The organism is Salmonella sp. 2020_1459, assembly GCF_043847915.1.
In the GTDB taxonomy this organism is placed as follows: Bacteria; Pseudomonadota; Gammaproteobacteria; order Enterobacterales; family Enterobacteriaceae; genus Salmonella; species Salmonella enterica.
Window position 1 is genome coordinate 44,075 of sequence record NZ_JBCMFA010000009.1, and the last position, 17,284, is coordinate 61,358.

Annotated in this window: 15 protein-coding genes; 10 read left to right on the forward strand and 5 right to left on the reverse strand. The window is 52.9% G+C overall.

What is annotated here, in order from left to right; all coding sequences use genetic code 11:
- The first annotated feature begins 146 nt into the window (after positions 1–146).
- Positions 147–1,181 carry an L-rhamnose/proton symporter RhaT gene (gene rhaT, locus ACH0VJ_RS20800; protein ID WP_079833556.1) on the forward strand — a complete coding sequence of 345 codons (1,035 nt, stop codon included), beginning with the start codon at positions 147–149 and terminating at the stop codon, positions 1,179–1,181.
- Here rhaT and rhaR read toward each other — a convergent pair.
- Both rhaR and rhaS read right to left on the reverse strand, forming a co-directional pair.
- On the reverse strand, positions 1,178–2,026 hold the full coding sequence (gene rhaR, locus ACH0VJ_RS20805) for an HTH-type transcriptional activator RhaR (protein WP_000013290.1): 849 nt from the start codon (positions 2,024–2,026) through the stop codon (positions 1,178–1,180). The two genes, rhaT and rhaR, sit on opposite strands and share 4 nt — an antisense overlap.
- 152 nt (positions 2,027–2,178) lie before the next feature.
- Positions 2,179–3,015: an HTH-type transcriptional activator RhaS gene (gene rhaS / locus ACH0VJ_RS20810; protein WP_000217112.1), complete on the reverse strand. Its 837-nt coding sequence runs from the start codon at positions 3,013–3,015 to the stop codon at positions 2,179–2,181.
- A 287-nt stretch (positions 3,016–3,302) separates the two neighbouring features.
- Between rhaS and rhaB the strand changes: the two genes are divergently transcribed.
- The 5 genes from rhaB to rhaM all read left to right on the forward strand — a co-directional run bounded on the left by rhaB (position 3,303) and on the right by rhaM (position 8,584).
- Entirely contained in the window at positions 3,303–4,772 is a 1,470-nt protein-coding gene (rhaB, locus tag ACH0VJ_RS20815) for a rhamnulokinase (protein ID WP_000143964.1), read from the forward strand.
- Entirely contained in the window at positions 4,769–6,028 is a 1,260-nt protein-coding gene (rhaA, locus tag ACH0VJ_RS20820; RefSeq protein WP_000211479.1) for an L-rhamnose isomerase, read from the forward strand. Before rhaB ends, rhaA begins: the two co-directional genes overlap by 4 nt.
- Positions 6,029–6,170: 142 nt before the next feature.
- On the forward strand, positions 6,171–6,998 hold the full coding sequence (rhaD, locus tag ACH0VJ_RS20825; protein WP_001179685.1) for a rhamnulose-1-phosphate aldolase: 828 nt from the start codon (positions 6,171–6,173) through the stop codon (positions 6,996–6,998).
- Positions 6,999–7,124: 126 nt separating this feature from the next.
- Positions 7,125–8,273, forward strand: a complete 1,149-nt coding sequence (gene fucO / locus ACH0VJ_RS20830) for a lactaldehyde reductase (protein WP_000009260.1) — start codon at positions 7,125–7,127, stop codon at positions 8,271–8,273.
- Positions 8,270–8,584: an L-rhamnose mutarotase gene (gene rhaM / locus ACH0VJ_RS20835; protein ID WP_000619478.1), complete on the forward strand. Its 315-nt coding sequence runs from the start codon at positions 8,270–8,272 to the stop codon at positions 8,582–8,584. The genes fucO and rhaM overlap by 4 nt, the downstream gene beginning before the upstream one ends.
- 88 nt (positions 8,585–8,672) lie before the next feature.
- On the opposite strand, the gene ACH0VJ_RS20840 is transcribed toward rhaM, so the two are convergent.
- Positions 8,673–9,221, reverse strand: a complete 549-nt coding sequence (locus ACH0VJ_RS20840; RefSeq protein WP_001517951.1) for a helix-turn-helix domain-containing protein — start codon at positions 9,219–9,221, stop codon at positions 8,673–8,675.
- A gap of 100 nt (positions 9,222–9,321) precedes the next feature.
- Between ACH0VJ_RS20840 and ACH0VJ_RS20845 the strand changes: the two genes are divergently transcribed.
- The gene (locus ACH0VJ_RS20845) at positions 9,322–9,981 is read left to right on the forward strand and encodes an AzlC family ABC transporter permease (RefSeq protein ID WP_000683586.1); all 660 of its coding nucleotides are present in this window, start codon (positions 9,322–9,324) and stop codon (positions 9,979–9,981) included.
- Positions 9,981–10,304: an AzlD domain-containing protein gene (locus tag ACH0VJ_RS20850; RefSeq protein WP_000527677.1), complete on the forward strand. Its 324-nt coding sequence runs from the start codon at positions 9,981–9,983 to the stop codon at positions 10,302–10,304. The genes ACH0VJ_RS20845 and ACH0VJ_RS20850 overlap by 1 nt, the downstream gene beginning before the upstream one ends.
- A gap of 344 nt (positions 10,305–10,648) precedes the next feature.
- On the opposite strand, the gene ACH0VJ_RS20855 is transcribed toward ACH0VJ_RS20850, so the two are convergent.
- Positions 10,649–11,716: a YiiG family protein gene (locus ACH0VJ_RS20855; RefSeq protein ID WP_000828051.1), complete on the reverse strand. Its 1,068-nt coding sequence runs from the start codon at positions 11,714–11,716 to the stop codon at positions 10,649–10,651.
- Positions 11,717–11,899: 183 nt separating this feature from the next.
- Between ACH0VJ_RS20855 and ACH0VJ_RS20860 the strand changes: the two genes are divergently transcribed.
- Positions 11,900–12,931 carry a YiiG family protein gene (locus ACH0VJ_RS20860; RefSeq protein WP_001536211.1) on the forward strand — a complete coding sequence of 344 codons (1,032 nt, stop codon included), beginning with the start codon at positions 11,900–11,902 and terminating at the stop codon, positions 12,929–12,931.
- Positions 12,932–13,198: 267 nt separating this feature from the next.
- On the opposite strand, the gene fdhD is transcribed toward ACH0VJ_RS20860, so the two are convergent.
- Positions 13,199–14,035, reverse strand: coding sequence for a formate dehydrogenase accessory sulfurtransferase FdhD (fdhD, locus tag ACH0VJ_RS20865; protein WP_001059744.1), 837 nt, complete (start codon positions 14,033–14,035; stop codon positions 13,199–13,201).
- Between the two features lie 194 nt (positions 14,036–14,229).
- Here fdhD and fdnG point away from each other — a divergent pair, with 194 nt between their 5' ends.
- Positions 14,230–17,280, forward strand: a complete 3,051-nt coding sequence (gene fdnG / locus ACH0VJ_RS20870; RefSeq protein WP_077248424.1) for a formate dehydrogenase-N subunit alpha — start codon at positions 14,230–14,232, stop codon at positions 17,278–17,280.
- The last annotated feature ends 4 nt before the right edge of the window (positions 17,281–17,284 follow it).

Below are 17,284 nucleotides of genomic sequence, written 5' to 3' on the forward strand. Positions count from 1 at the left end.
CGTGAAGTTAATCACTTCATTAACGTGCTGATTGCCAGAATACACCCAACGGCGGCAATCGTTATAAGGTTACCAGGCTGCGTAATTTTTAAACTCATGCAAACGGAAGGGGTATCCCGTCCATAAAAAATAATGAGGAACATGTCATGAGTAACGCGATTACGATGGGTATTTTCTGGCATCTGATAGGGGCGGCCAGTGCAGCCTGCTTCTATGCCCCGTTCAAGCAAGTGAAACAGTGGTCATGGGAAACCATGTGGTCAGTGGGCGGCATCGTCTCATGGCTTATTCTGCCGTGGACAATTAGCGCTCTGTTACTGCCTGATTTCTGGGCCTATTATGGGCAGTTTAACCTCTCCACCCTTTTACCGGTTTTTCTGTTCGGCGCCATGTGGGGCATCGGCAATATTAACTACGGCCTGACCATGCGTTATCTCGGCATGTCGATGGGTATCGGCATCGCTATCGGCATTACGCTTATCGTCGGCACGCTGATGACGCCTATCATCAACGGTAACTTCGATGTGTTAATCCATACCGAAGGGGGACGCATGACGCTACTTGGCGTTTTTGTCGCGCTGATCGGCGTCGGGATTGTGACGCGCGCCGGACAGTTAAAAGAACGCAAAATGGGCATTAAAGCGGAGGAGTTCAATCTGAAGAAAGGGCTTCTGCTGGCAGTGATGTGCGGTATTTTCTCGGCGGGGATGTCTTTTGCCATGAACGCCGCGAAACCGATGCATGAAGCTGCTGCCGCGCTTGGCGTTGACCCGCTCTATGTCGCGCTGCCGAGTTACGTGGTGATTATGGGCGGCGGCGCGCTGGTTAACCTCGGTTTCTGTTTTATCCGCCTGGCAAAAGTACAAAATCTGTCGATAAAAGCCGACTTCTCGCTGGCAAGACCGTTGATTATCAGCAATATTCTGTTGTCCGCGCTTGGCGGTCTGATGTGGTATTTACAGTTCTTTTTCTATGCCTGGGGTCACGCGCGCATTCCCGCGCAATATGACTACATGAGCTGGATGCTGCACATGAGCTTCTATGTGCTGTGCGGGGGGCTTGTCGGTCTGGTGCTAAAAGAGTGGAAAAATGCTGGCCGCCGTCCCGTTGCCGTATTAAGCCTCGGCTGCGTGGTAATTATTATCGCGGCGAATATTGTCGGTTTAGGCATGACCAGTTAATCGCTTTGATTACTGAGATGACGCCATTGGCTCGGCGTCATCCCGGTTTCCCGCGTGAACACCACTGAAAAATAATTACTATCTTCAAAACCGCACTGCATCGAAATCTCACTAATCATCAGCGGGCTATGCTGAAGCAGATACTGCGCGTGGCAAATACGGACCTGGCGTAAATATTGATTAATCGTCATCCCGGTTTGGGCGCGAAACTGCTGCCGCAGCACCCGTTCGCTGCATTGTTCCTGCTGGCAAAACGCATCCAGCGCAAAGGGACACTCAAGGCTATTAGCCAAAGCGGTAATTAATTTATCCAACAGGGTTTCTCGGGAGGTTGCCGGAAGATCGTCGGTCGCGTAGCGATGCCGTTTTAACGTCATCACCAGTTGACCAAACAGCAATTCTGCCATCTCATTCGCCAGCGGATCGCGTCCATTACTCTCATGTTCAAGCTGGTTAATGACCTGCCGCGCCTGATTCATTCCCATACTGCCCAGCCGCCAGTGAGGATGCCACTGCGCTCCCTGAAAGCCGGGAATCATCGCCTGCCAGTTTACATTGAGTTTCAAACGCTCCGGGCAGTAAATGATATTTTGCAGCACCAGATCGTTAACGGAGGTATAGGAGTGTTTGTCTTCAGCACGAATGTAAAACAGATCGCCGCGGGTAATTCTGTATGGGCGCTCATTAAGAACGTGTAGGCCATTGCCCCGCCAGACCATCACCAGTTCACAAAACTCATGCGTATGTTCCGCAAAAACATCCTGTGGATAGCGATCGGCAACCGTAACGGCCTGCTGCTCATCAGTAAAAAAATCTTTTTTCAAAAGGATTAACTGATTTGCCACCGCAGCACCTCATGTTGAATGCTTGCCGGATGGCGCTACGCTTATTCTGTCTACCGCTCGCCGCCGTAGGCCAGGTAAGGCGCAGCCGCCATCCGGTATTAAAGGGTATAATTATCAGCATATTGGCGACGAAAACGTTGATAGCGTTCGCGTTACTGGATTATCGCATCGCGTCCCTGACGGATATCCCGCGGCGACCAGTTAAATTCTCGGCGAAACAGAGTCGAAAAGTGGTTACTGTCGCCAAAACCGCAGCGGTACGCGATTTCTGTCACGCTATGATCGCTATGGCGCAATAAATGCCGGGCTTTGATCAAACGCAGGCGATTAAGGTAACGTTGCGGCGTCAGCCCGGTATGCTGTTTAAGCTGACGATGCAGCGTGCGTAGCGACAGCGAAAACTGTTCAGCTACCGCCTCCCAGCAGACCTCCTCCGCAAAATGGTCTTCCAGCCATGCCATCAGTTGGTTGAGTTTGGCGTCGTTATTGGTCGCGCCTTCCATCAGGCTACTGCGGCGTAACAACACCAGTAGTTGCATAAACAAAATTTCGCGATTCGCCACGGCAGGCGCATCCATGCCGTCTCCGGCGCGCTCCATCAGACCGACCAACTGGCGCACCTGCTGCAACACACTCTGATTCACCCGCCAGTGAGAAGGATAGTAACCATCCTGCTCCTGCGGCAGCAATTGATCCAACCCCGCCAGGAACTGGAAGGCGTCCGGTGAACGCCACAGTACATTCGTCAGGCATAGGTTGTCGGTATGTTCATATAAATGCCGGTCGTGATCGCGAACAAAACACACGGTACCGCCGCTGATGGTATACGGCTGCCCGTTGAATACATGAATGCCCGTACCGTGTTCCACAATCACGATTTCATGAAAATCATGATGATGTTCAGGGAAAGCGGCTTGCGGCAGACGAGGTTCAATCGCCACGGGCGCTTTACCTGATGGAAAAAAATCCACGCTATGCAGTACGGTCATGGTTGCTTCCTCCTGAATTCAACATGTCCGAATAGTAATTAAGGGTTATCGGCCTCACCTTAAATTTTTGACGCTAAAGCGCGCAAACATGGTCTTTTTTTCAAGAAAAGGCGGGAAAAAGCGGGAAATGCGGACGACATCACACCGGCCTATTAGTAGAAACTGTGAACGCTATCACGTTCATCTTTGCCTTGTTGCCAGCGGCTCATTTTCCTGTCAGTAACGAGAAGGTAGGTCTTTGAGGGCTTTTTTAGACTGTGCGCAATGACTCTAAGAAGGACCTGATTATGACTTTTCGCCATTGTGTCGCGGTTGATCTCGGCGCATCCAGCGGGCGCGTGATGCTGGCGCGTTACGACAGCAAACACCGTACCCTGACGCTACGTGAAATTCACCGTTTTGTGAACTGCCTACAAAAAACAGACGGGTTTGACACCTGGGACATCGACAGTCTGGAAAAGGATATCCGTCTTGGTCTGAAGAAAGTCTGCAATGAAGGCATTCTTATCGACAGCATCGGCATCGACACCTGGGGCGTCGATTATGTCCTGCTGGATAAACAAGGTCAGCGTGTCGGTCTGCCGGTCTCCTACCGCGATAACCGTACCACGGGCATCATGCCGCAAGCGCTGGTCCAGATCGGCAAAAGCGAAATCTATCGCCGCAGCGGGATTCAGTTTCTGCCGTTTAACACCATCTATCAGCTACGCGCGCTGACGAAACAACAGCCTGAGTTAACGGCGCAGGTCGCTCATGCGCTGCTGATGCCCGATTATTTCAGCTACCGCCTGACCGGTGAAATGAACTGGGAATACACCAACGCCACGACCACCCAGTTGGTCAATATCAATACCGATGACTGGGACGATACCCTGCTGGCGTGGACTGGCGCGAAAAAGAGCTGGTTCGGCCGCCCCTCGCACCCTGGCAATGTTATCGGCGACTGGATTTGCCCGCAGGGCAACCGTATTCCGGTGGTAGCCGTCGCCAGCCACGATACCGCCAGCGCCGTTATTGCCTCTCCGCTGGCAAATAAACATAGCGCTTACCTGTCTTCAGGCACCTGGTCGTTGATGGGTTTTGAAAGCAAAATGCCCTACACCACTGACGAGGCGCTGGCTGCCAATATCACCAACGAAGGCGGCGCAGAAGGGCGTTATCGGGTACTGAAAAACATTATGGGTTTGTGGCTGCTCCAGCGTGTGCTGAAAGAACGGCGCATTACCGATCTGCCTGCGCTTATTGCCCAAACAGAAGCGCTGCCGGCCTGCCGTTTCCTGATTAACCCGAATGACGATCGCTTTATCAATCCTGACGATATGCGCGCTGAAATCCAGGCAGCCTGTCGCGAGACCGACCAGCCCGTTCCCGTCAGCGATGCCGAACTGGCGCGCTGCATTTTCGACAGTCTGGCGCTGTTGTATGCCGACATTCTGCACGAACTGGCAAATCTGCGCGGCGAAAAATTTACCCAACTGCATATTGTCGGCGGCGGATGCCAAAACGCGCTACTCAACCAGTTGTGCGCCGATGCATGTGGCATTCGCGTGATGGCCGGGCCGGTTGAAGCCTCCACCCTTGGCAATATTGGTATTCAGCTTATGACCCTCGACGAATTAAACAACGTCGATGACTTCCGTCAGGTCATCAGCGCTAACTACGACCTGACAACCTATATCCCTAATCCTGATAGTGAAATTGCCCGCCACGTTGCGCAGTTTCAACCCAAACGACAGACAAAGGAGCTTTGCGCATGACCACTCAACTGGAACAAGCCTGGGAACTGGCAAAACAACGTTTCGCCGCAGTAGGTATTGATGTCGAGGAGGCGCTGCGCCAGCTCGATCGCCTGCCGGTTTCCATGCACTGCTGGCAGGGCGACGATGTTGCCGGATTCGAGAACCCGGAAGGTTCGTTGACGGGCGGAATTCAGTCGACCGGCAACTATCCGGGCAAAGCGCGTAACGCCACCGAACTGCGCGCCGATCTGGAACAGGCGCTGCGTCTGATCCCAGGACCAAAACGGCTGAACCTGCACGCCATTTACCTTGAGTCGGATACGCCGGTTGCCCGCGACCAGATCAAACCGGAGCATTTTAAAAACTGGGTGGAGTGGGCGAAAGCGAACCGGCTGGGGCTGGATTTCAACCCCACCTGTTTTTCTCATCCACTGAGCGCTGACGGTTTTACCCTCTCTCATCCCGACGCGAAAATTCGCCAGTTCTGGATCGATCACTGCAAGGCCAGCCGCCGCGTCTCGGCATACTTTGGTGAGCAGCTCGGTACGCCGTCGGTGATGAACATCTGGATCCCGGACGGCATGAAAGACATTACCGTCGACCGTTTAGCCCCGCGCCAGCGCCTGCTGGAAGCGCTGGATGAGGTCATTAGCGAGAAATTCGACCCGGCGCACCACATCGACGCCGTTGAGAGCAAACTGTTTGGTATCGGCGCGGAAAGCTACACCGTCGGCTCCAATGAGTTCTACATGGGCTACGCCACCAGCCGTCAGACCGCGCTGTGCCTGGATGCGGGCCACTTCCATCCCACTGAAGTGATTTCCGACAAAATTTCCGCCACCATGCTCTATGTGCCACGGCTGCTGCTGCACGTCAGCCGCCCGGTACGCTGGGATAGCGACCACGTGGTGCTCCTGGACGATGAAACCCAGGCAATTGCCAGCGAGATCGTCCGTCATAACCTGTTCGACCGTGTGCATATCGGTCTGGATTTCTTCGACGCCTCTATCAACCGTGTCGCCGCGTGGGTTATCGGTACCCGCAACATGAAAAAAGCGCTGCTGCGCGCTCTGCTGGAACCCACAGATCAACTGCGTCAGCTTGAAGCCAGCGGCGATTACACCGCGCGTCTGGCGCTGCTGGAAGAGCAAAAATCTCTGCCGTGGCAGGCCGTCTGGGAAATGTATTGCCAGCGTCACGACACGCCGGCTGGCAGCCAGTGGCTGGACAGCGTTCGCGTCTATGAAAAAGAGATCCTGAGCAAACGTAGCTGACAGCGACACCTGATCTGTAGGCCGGATAAGACGCCCGCGTCGCCATCCGGCAATAAATGAAACACGATTGCCGGATGGCGCTGCGCTTATCCGGCCTACGTAAGACCCGAATAACCTTCGGGCAATAAATGGGAACACGAACATGCAAAATATTACCGATTCCTGGTTTGTCCAGGGCATGATTAAAGCCACGTCTGATGCGTGGCTGAAAGGGTGGGACGAACGTAATGGCGGTAACCTGACGCTGCGTCTGGATGAAGCCGATATCGCGCCTTTTGCGGCTAATTTCCACGAAAAACCACGCTATATCGCGCTAAGTCAACCCATGCCGCTGCTGGCGAATACGCCGTTTATCGTTACCGGTTCCGGCAAATTCTTCCGCAACGTGCAGCTCGATCCGGCAGCCAATTTAGGCGTGGTCAAAATCGACAGCGACGGCGCAGGCTACCACATTCTGTGGGGCTTAACCCACGACGCGGTCCCCACCTCTGAACTCCCGGCGCATTTCCTCTCCCACTGCGAACGCATCAAAGCCACCCACGGCAAAGACCGCGTCATTATGCATTGCCATGCGACTAACCTGATCGCCCTCACCTACGTACTGGAAAACAACACTGCGCTGATCACCCGCAAACTGTGGGAAGGCAGCACCGAATGTCTGGTGGTATTCCCAGACGGTGTCGGCATTCTGCCGTGGATGGTGCCAGGCACCGATGAAATCGGCCAGGCTACCGCGCAAGAAATGCAGAAACATTCGCTGGTACTGTGGCCGTTCCACGGCGTGTTCGGAAGCGGACCTACGCTGGATGAAACCTTCGGTTTGATAGATACCGCAGAGAAATCCGCTGAGGTATTAGTCAAAATCTATTCGATGGGCGGTATGAAGCAGACCATCACGCGCGAAGAACTGGTCGCACTCGGCAAACGTTTTGGTGTGACACCGCTGGCCAGCGCCGTAGCGCTGTACTAATACCTCCCAACTCAACGCCGGATGCGGCTTTGCCTTATCCGGCCTACAGGCCGGTGCGCATTTTACCGTAGGCCCGATAAGCGTAGCGCCATCGGGCAACAGGGAATTTTTTTAAGGAGAATAGTGATGAGCTTTATGTTGGCACTGCCAAAAATTAGCCTGCATGGCGCTGGAGCGATTGCCGATATGGTGAACCTCGTGGCGAATAAGCAATGGGGCAAAGCGCTGATCGTTACCGATGGTCAACTGGTAAAGCTGGGCCTGCTGGATAGCCTGTTTAGCGCACTGGATGAACATCAAATGTCTTACCACCTGTTTGATGAGGTGTTCCCAAATCCGACAGAAGAGCTGGTGCAGAAAGGTTTTGCGGCGTATCAGACCGCAGAATGTGACTACATTATCGCCTTCGGCGGCGGCAGCCCGATCGATACCGCAAAAGCGGTGAAAATTCTGACCGCCAACCCAGGTCCATCTACCGCCTACTCCGGCGTCGGCAAAGTGAAAAACGCCGGCGTACCGCTGGTAGCGATTAACACTACGGCAGGTACCGCGGCAGAGATGACCAGCAACGCGGTGATTATCGACTCTGCCCGTAAGGTCAAAGAGGTGATCATCGACCCGAATATCATCCCGGATATTGCCGTGGATGACGCCAGCGTCATGCTGGAAATCCCCGCTTCTGTGACCGCCGCAACCGGCATGGATGCCCTGACCCATGCGGTGGAAGCCTATGTCTCCGTTGGCGCGCATCCGCTCACCGACGCTAACGCGCTGGAAGCGATTCGCTTAATCAATGTGTGGCTACCGAAAGCGGTTGACGATGGCCATAACCTCGAAGCCCGTGAGCAAATGGCATTCGGCCAGTACCTGGCGGGTATGGCGTTCAACAGCGCCGGTTTGGGGCTGGTTCACGCGCTGGCGCACCAGCCGGGCGCAACCCACAATCTGCCGCACGGCGTCTGCAACGCTATCCTGCTGCCAATTGTCGAGAACTTTAACCGTCCGAACGCCGTCGCGCGTTTTGCCCGCATCGCACAGGCGATGGGCGTAGAGACGCGCGGTATGTCTGACGAAGCCGCAAGTCAGGAAGCGATTAACGCTATCCGTACGCTGAGCAAACGCGTCGGCATTCCAGAAGGTTTCAGCACGTTGGGCGTCACAAAAGAAGATATCGAAGGCTGGCTGGATAAAGCCCTCGCCGACCCGTGCGCGCCGTGTAACCCGCGCACCGCCAGCCGCGATGAAGTTCGCGAGCTGTACCTGGAGGCGTTATGATCCGCAAAGCCTTTGTGATGCAGGTAAATGCCGACGCGCACGAGGAGTATCAGCGTCGTCATAACCCAATCTGGCCGGAGCTGGAAGCCGTATTAAAATCTCACGGCGCGCATCACTACGCGATTTATCTCGATCAGGAGCGCAATCTGCTGTTCGCCACCGTTGAGATTGAATCCGAGGAGCGCTGGAACGCCGTTGCCAGCACCGACGTTTGCCAGCGTTGGTGGAAACATATGCGTGACGTGATGCCCGCGAATCCGGATAACAGCCCGGTCAGCGCAGAGCTAAAAGAGGTGTTCTATCTGCAGTAAGTCGTGTGCCCGGTGGCGCAAGCTTACCGGGCCTACGGTTTTATTTTTTGTCGGCCGGATAAGGCGGTTACGCCGCCATCCGGCAATTTCAATTCTGCTCCGCTACCAGGATAGCCTGAGTATCCGGTTCCAGCGCTTTAAAGATATGCGCCTGGTCGCCGGGATAACAAATGTAATCGCCCTCCGCCAGCTCTTCCGGCGCCTCGGTTAAGCCGACGAGGGCTTTTCCCTGCGTAACAATAATATGTTCCACCGACCCCGGCGGATGCGGATGAGAGATCCGGTCGGCCCCCGGCTGCGTCAACAGCAGATAGATATCACGCCGCGCGCCGGGCGGACACGCCGCCAGTAATATCGCCTGATAATGCGCCTGCTCCGCCACCACTTTGGTGCCTTCTCCGCGGCGAATCACCTGCGTTTTTTGTACCTGCGGCTCCAGCAGTCTGGCAAAGGGAATGTCGAGCGCGACGCATAGCGACCATAACGTCTCCAGGCTGGGGTTGCCGTTCCCTGCTTCCAGTTGTGAAAGCGTAGATTTAGCGATGCCTGCGCGCCGCGCAATCTCCGCCAGCGACAGTCCGGTTCGCTGGCGTTCGCGTACCAGACTTCTGGCAATGACGCTAATAGGTTGTGTCATAAAGCATCCAACGTTCACTATAACGAACGAAATGTTCGTCTTGTAAAGCAAATCTGTTCCGTTCATTATAATGAAAATTCGTTCGATATGACTAAAGAAGATGAAACACTATTTTTCCTGTCTCAAGGGAGACACGATAAAAGCGATATTTTTAGTGTGCCTGGCCGTGGGCGTCGTCGGCATGTCCTATGGCTCACTGGCGATGGCCTACGGTTTCCCACTGTGGGTGCCGTTTGTCCTCTCTATTTTTGTACTGGCGGGCGCGTCCGAATTTATGTTTATCGGCATTGTTGCCAGCGGCGGCAATCCGTTAGCGGCGGCGGCGGCAGGACTGCTGGTGAATGCGCGCCACGTGCCGTTTGGCGTAACGGTGCGCGATTTGGTTGGCACCCGCGCCGCCAGCTTTTTCGGCTGCCATATTATGAATGATGAGAGCGTGGTGTTCGGCCTGTCGCAAAAAACACCCGAACAACGTAAAGCCGCCTACTGGCTATGCGGTCTGGGCGTCGCCCTATTCTGGCCGATTGGCACACTGATTGGCGCAGGTGTCGGCAAACTGCTTCCGGCCCCAGAAACCATCGGTCTGGATGCCGTATTCCCGGCAATCTTACTGGCGCTGGTGATCCCGGCGTTTAAAAACCGCACCACATTGATTCGTGGTTGCAGCGGCGCCGCGCTGTCGCTTGCCGCCGTTCCCTTTGTGGCTGCCGGATTGCCGGTGTTGCTTTCGCTGCTTGGCCTACTGGCGAGGAAAAAATAATGGGCAATATGACGCTATTTATTATCGGTATTGCTCTTTTATCTGCGGGAACCTATTTGATGCGCCTCGGCGGCGCGAAACTTGGCAGCCGTCTGGCGCTGTCTGAGCGTTCACAGGCGCTGCTCTCGGATGCGGCAACGGTGCTGCTATTCTCCGTCGCGCTGGCGACCACCTTTTACGAAGGCGAGCATTTTGCCGGAATGGCGCGCGTTCTTGGGGTTGGCTTCGCCGTATTTTTAGCCTGGCGTAAAATGCCGCTTATTGTGGTGATTATCGCCGCTGCAGTGGTGACCGCGTTATTACGAATGGCGGGTATTAATTAACGTCTTACAGAATAGCTGGACGTGACACCCTATAAGTGATGAAGGCTGGGCCGCCCTATGCTGAAGTGGCTCAGAATTTTCGCATCAGGGGGATAAATTCTATCCATATAAATGCCGATCCTCAATTACACTATCAGAGTAACTTCAACATCTTGTGATAGCTTCAGATTACTGGTTTTTCTAATAGCTCTCTTTAGTTAATGTTTACGTCAGCTATTTTTACGGATATTGCCTGATGAAGAATACATAAACGAAAAAAGCGCCTGATCGGCGCTTTTTATTGGCGTTATAGCGTAATTTTATAGGCACTTGCGCCAGCCTGCGCTCAGTTAATGTGCCGTCACTCAACGCAGGCGGTTATAATCATCCACCATCTCGTTATAACTTCTCAACGACGCCGGATAAGAATCCGCAACCATCCATCCTGTTGCAGGGTCCTGCACCCGTTTCTTTTCAAAATCAGAATACTCAACATTGTCTCTGATGCGACGAATATATTTTTTAGCTTGTAGCTGATAATCAGCCGCAGAGCTGATGAAAGAAGAATTACGGCCATCAGTATTCACTTCTTTCAATTGTGCAATCATTGTTTCCAGTTCCGCGACTTTTTTCATCATCGCTTCGGCATCAAAGGTATCGGCAGAAATAACCTTGTTGATCTGCTTTGCCGAAATCATGACAGCCAGAGAATAATAGTTAAATGTTTTACCTTCCGCTTCTTCTATTCTCTTCAACTGTGTCAATTGCCGCCTGTCATTTATTTCCTGAATAGCCTCATGATATTTTTCCGAGACGGGTTTAAAATCCTCGATATTCTTCAGTAATGTCTGATGCAGCGCCTTACCTTTAGCAAAGGCATCATCTTTATAGTTTTCCTGGGTATAATATTTTTCCATTTCGTTAATGGTATTACCCAGCGCGGCGGCGCTATCAATATAGCTAACGGCAACGCCATCAATAGGCTCAAGTAATGGCGTTAAGGCGGCCACCTGTTTCATCTCTTTCTGGCAATTCGTTATGTAAGACTCCGTAATACCATAAATGCCATAAACCAGGCTCTCTTTCCCTGTCGGACCTTTTTTAAAGTCTTTCACCCAATCCGCGTAACGCGCCAGACTGCGCTGAACGGGCAATTGAAGTTTATTAAAACAATCGATATAGACATCCATTTTTTCACTATAAACTTCTTCAGCGTCAACCTCCGGCTGAGCTGGCGTTTCTGGCTTCGCTGCTGGGGGCTGCGCTGGACTTTCGCCAGATTGCGTTTCCGGCGTCTGAGAAGGCGCTGGCGTCGCAGGCTGACTGCTGGCGGCCGGCGTCGCCTCGGTTTTAACATTATTGTCATCACATCCTGTTGCGCCCAGGGTCATTAGCGCAATGATTATCGCTGAGGATAATAAATTCCTTTTCATTTAATTGCCTTTTGTATATTTACGTTGGGGGTTCTCTTATTTTAACGAACACATTGATATTGATAATGTTAATTATAATGAAATATGGATTAAGTATTTTTTGTGTTGAATAAATCACATACCTGTTTTTTTTCATTAAAATGAATCTGTAAATTTCAATGATATTATTTATAGGTTATTCTAATGAAAAAGGATTTGTTATCATCAATTATTATCGCTATGCTGATGACTGCCGGGCTAAGCGCTTGTGATGAAAAAAAAGCGGACGAACAACCTGTAGCTCAAAGTGCGGATTCATCAGCGAGCAATACACAATCCACATCAGCGGAAAGCGCAGATGCGAACGATGTTCTTAACCAAAAGCTGAATGTTTACATTGATTGTTATAATAATCTCCAGGCAGATATTTACCGTGCTGTAAATCGTTATGCTAACACATTCGACGATTTCCGCGCCGGCCCTACCGGTAAGGAAGACGATCCCTCTCCGCTGGTTCCTGTGTATCCTGCATTTATCCAGGACTGCCGGAAAGACATCAAGGCGGCGGCTGAATTAAAGCCGGCGTTTGCCTCTCTGGATAGTGCTGCTCTGGCATTTATTAATGCGGCTGGGCCACTAGCTGAAACAATCAATAGTATGAATAAATACTATGATCAAGATAACTTCAAGGATGATGCCTTTGCTGGCGCTAAAGCGTTCCATAAAACGTTTATAAAACAGTTCGATGAGTTTGATCCCATTGCGAAGAAATATATCGCCGAGATTACCATTATGAGTAAGCAGCATGCGGCTAATGAAATTAAGGCGACCGAGAAGAAAGAAGGTAAATCCATTAAGTACTATACGCTTTTGACGATGCAGGAAGCCGAGACGCTTAATGACGCTGTAGCTGATGATTCTTTTGATGTGGCGGCAGTAAGCAAACAGCTCGCTGATTTTGAAGAGCATACTCAGAAGCTAAACGAGAAGATCAACGTTGATATAGATAAACATCGTAGCTTCCCTGGTTTTATTTCTGAGCTGGAAAAATTCCAGGGCAAGGTGAAAAAACGCATTCGGCGCGTGCGCGATAACGTGGCGTATACCTCGCATGAGCAGGACTACCTCAATAGCGACAGCGGCGATATGGTAGATGGTTCTTATGAGGCTGTGGTTAAAGCTTATAACGAGCTCATCGATACCTATAATGGCTATCATCTTGAGCGTGAGTTCTAAGCTTTTCACGCTGCAAATCGCGTGCATATGACCGCTGAACTGAGCAAATAAGTCGTTAGCGACTGCCGAAAGAGCGCCCCAGGGGCGCTTTTTTCGTTCGAAGTATTACCGGGTAGCAAGCGCCTCGTGAATGGCTGGAATAAGCTGCGGTCCAGCATAAAAACGATTAAAACCTGTATGGCCTCGCCACTATACGTGATTCCGTTATCAAGAGAGGCTGTAAAATTGAGAAAATATATATTTTACGCAAATGTAGAGGGTACTATTTTAGTCTGCGATTAACCGCTGCGGATGGGTATAAATCGTCGCCCGACCCGGCTTACAGAACCCCACCAGCGTCAGATTGCAGCGTTCAGCCACCTCGACCGCCAGCGTCGTTGCGGCAGAGACGGCAAACAGAATTTCAACGCCGCACATCGCGGACTTCTGCACCATTTCGTAACTCGCGCGACTGGAAACCAGCGCCGCGCCTTGCCGCCATTCCTCACCTTCCGTAGCGCGGCGGCCGAGCAGTTTATCCAGCGCAACGTGGCGTCCGACATCTTCATGCCCCCCCGCCAGTTCACCCGACGGCATGACCCATGCCGCAGCGTGCGTACAACCCGTCAGCTTACCCGTCGGTTGAAAATCATTCAGATGTTTTAACGCGCGATCAAGGTTACCGAGATTAAACGTTTGGCTAAACGGCAGCGGTTGCACCGGCTTACCAATGTCATTGAGCTGTTCCACGCCACACACGCCGCAACCGGTGCGTCCGGCCAGCGCGCGACGACGCGCTTTCAGCCCCATAAATCGACGGCTGGAAAGATCAATCTGCACTTCAAGTCCGTTACAGGACGGCACAACGTCCATGCCATAGATTTCACGCGGGCTGTCAATGATCCCTTCCGACAGAGAAAACCCCATTGCGAAATGCGTCAGATCTTTCGGAGAGGCCATCATAACGACATGCGAAATACCGTTATACACCAGTGCCACTGGCACTTCCTCGGCAACATCATCAAGTTGGGGGGACTGCAAATCCTCGCGTTTCCAGAGAGTCAACTGGCGTGAGGTTGTGAAATCAGTCACATTTAGGACTTCTTCAGACAGTATATTGTTCACTTTCTTTTAACCATATAAGAACACACACACCAACATTATGGTATTCTGTTACAACTCCTCCCGGATGGAGGAAAATTTATCCAATTCTGAACCTTTGCGGGCCCGTCCGCAAAGAAAAATAACAACCACTCCCTGAGCGTTTCAGATAGAGAAATGTGAAAGAGAAGTGACAATGTCGAAACAAGGAGCAAACCATGCAGGTCAGCAGAAGGCAGTTCTTTAAGATCTGCGCTGGCGGTATGGCAGGCACCACGGCGGCGGCACTGGGCTTCGCGCCCGGCGTAGCGCTAGCGGAAACACGGCAATATAAACTGCTGCGCACCCGCGAAACCCGTAACACCTGCACCTACTGTTCCGTTGGCTGCGGGCTGTTGATGTACAGCCTCGGCGACGGTGCGAAAAACGCCAAAGCATCTATTTTCCATATCGAAGGGGACCCGGATCATCCGGTAAGCCGTGGCGCGCTGTGCCCGAAAGGGGCCGGTCTGGTGGACTTTATCCACTCTGAAAGCCGCCTGAAATTCCCGCAATACCGCGCGCCGGGTTCAGATAAGTGGCAACAGATCAGTTGGGAAGAAGCGTTTGACCGCATCGCTAAACTGATGAAGGAAGATCGCGACGCCAACTATCAGGCGCAGAACGCCGAAGGCGTTACCGTTAACCGCTGGCTCACCACCGGGATGCTGTGCGCTTCCGCATCCAGTAACGAGACGGGTTATTTAACGCAAAAATTCTCCCGCGCGCTGGGTATGCTCGCGGTCGACAACCAGGCGCGTGTCTGACACGGACCAACGGTAGCAAGTCTTGCTCCAACATTTGGTCGCGGTGCGATGACCAACCACTGGGTCGACATCAAGAACGCCAACCTCGTCGTGGTGATGGGCGGTAACGCCGCAGAAGCTCACCCGGTCGGGTTCCGCTGGGCGATGGAAGCCAAAATTCACAACGGCGCGAAGCTGATTGTGATCGATCCGCGCTTTACGCGTACCGCGTCGGTGGCCGATTTCTATGCGCCAATACGCTCTGGTACTGACATTGCCTTCTTGTCAGGCGTGATGCTGTATCTGCTGACCAACGAAAAATACAACCGTGAATACACCGAGGCCTATACCAATGCCAGCCTGATCGTGCGTGAAGATTTTGGCTTCGATGATGGTCTGTTCACCGGCTATGACGCCGACAAGCGGCAGTACGATAAAACCAGTTGGCACTATGAGCTGGACGAAAACGGTTTTGCCAAACGCGATACGACACTGCAACACCCGCGCTGTGTCTGGAATCTGTTGAAACAGCATGTCTCACGCTATACGCCGGACGTGGTAGAAAATATCTGCGGTACGCCGAAAGCGGACTTCCTGAAAGTGTGCGAGTACATTGCAGAAACCAGCGCAAAAGATAAAACCGCGTCGTTCCTGTACGCGCTGGGCTGGACGCAGCATTCCATCGGCGCGCAGAACATCCGTACTATGGCAATGATCCAGCTTCTGCTCGGTAACATGGGGATGGCGGGCGGCGGCGTTAACGCCCTGCGCGGTCACTCCAACATTCAGGGACTGACCGACTTAGGACTGCTGTCGCAAAGTCTGCCGGGCTACCTGACGCTGCCGAGCGAAAAACAGACCGACCTGCAAACCTATCTGGCTGCCAATACGCCGAAGCCATTGTTGAAGGATCAGGTCAACTACTGGGGCAACTATCCGAAATTCTTCGTCTCAATGATGAAGGCCTTCTTTGGTGATAAAGCGACAGCGGAAAATAGCTGGGGCTTTGACTGGCTACCGAAGTGGGACAAAGGGTACGACGTGTTGCAGTACTTCGAGATGATGAAACAGGGTAAGGTCAACGGCTATATCTGCCAGGGCTTTAACCCGGTGGCCTCATTCCCGAACAAAAACAAAGTGGTCGCGTCGCTTTCCAAACTGAAGTACCTGGTGACTATCGATCCGCTCAACACCGAAACGTCCACCTTCTGGCAAAACCACGGTGAGTCGAACGACGTTGATCCCGCAAAAATCCAGACCGAAGTGTTCCGTCTGCCTTCCACCTGTTTTGCCGAGGAAAATGGTTCCATCGTTAACTCCGGTCGCTGGTTACAGTGGCACTGGAAGGGCGCGGACGCCCCGGGAATTGCCATGACCGACGGCGAAATCCTCGCCGGTATCTTCTTACGCCTGCGTAAGATGTACTCTGAACAGGGCGGCGCCAACCCGGAACAGGTGCTGAATATGACCTGGAACTACACCAAACCATACGAACCCGCCTCTGAAGAAGTGGCGATGGAAAGTAACGGTAAAGCGCTGGCCGATCTTATCGACCCGGCAACCGGCGCGGTGGTGGTGAAGAAAGGTCAACAGCTCAGTTCGTTCGCGCAACTGCGCGATGACGGTACGACGTCCAGCGGCTGCTGGATTTTCGCCGGGAGCTGGACGCCGGAAGGCAACATGATGGCGCGTCGTGATAACGCCGACCCGTCTGGTCTCGGCAACACGCTGGGCTGGGCATGGGCATGGCCGCTTAACCGCCGCATCCTCTATAACCGCGCCTCCGCCGATCCGCAGGGTAATCCCTGGGACCCGAAACGTCAGCTACTGAAATGGGAAGGCGGAAAATGGGCCGGATGGGATATTCCGGACTACAGCGCCGCCGCGCCCGGCAGCGACGTCGGACCGTTTATCATGCAGCCGGAAGGGATGGGCCGCCTGTTTGCTATCGATAAGATGGCGGAAGGGCCGTTCCCGGAACACTACGAGCCGTTTGAAACGCCGCTGGGCACTAACCCGCTGCACCCGAACGTTATCTCTAACCCTGCCGCCCGTATCTTTAAAGACGATGCCGACGCGCTGGGTAAAGCGGATAAGTTCCCGTATGTCGGAACCACTTACCGTCTGACCGAGCACTTCCACTACTGGACCAAGCACGCGTTGCTTAACGCTATCGCCCAGCCGGAACAGTTTGTGGAAATTGGCGAGAAGCTGGCGAATAAGCTCGGTATCGCGCATGGCGATACCGTGAAGGTCTCCTCGAACCGCGGCTATATCAAAGCCAAAGCGGTGGTGACCAAGCGTATTCGCACGCTGAAAGCGGACGGCAAGGATATCGATACCATCGGTATTCCTATTCACTGGGGCTACGAAGGCGTGGCGAAAAAAGGTTTTATAGCCAATACGTTAACGCCTTTCGTCGGTGATGCGAACACGCAAACGCCGGAGTTTAAATCCTTCCTTGTGAACGTGGAAAAGGTGTAACGGA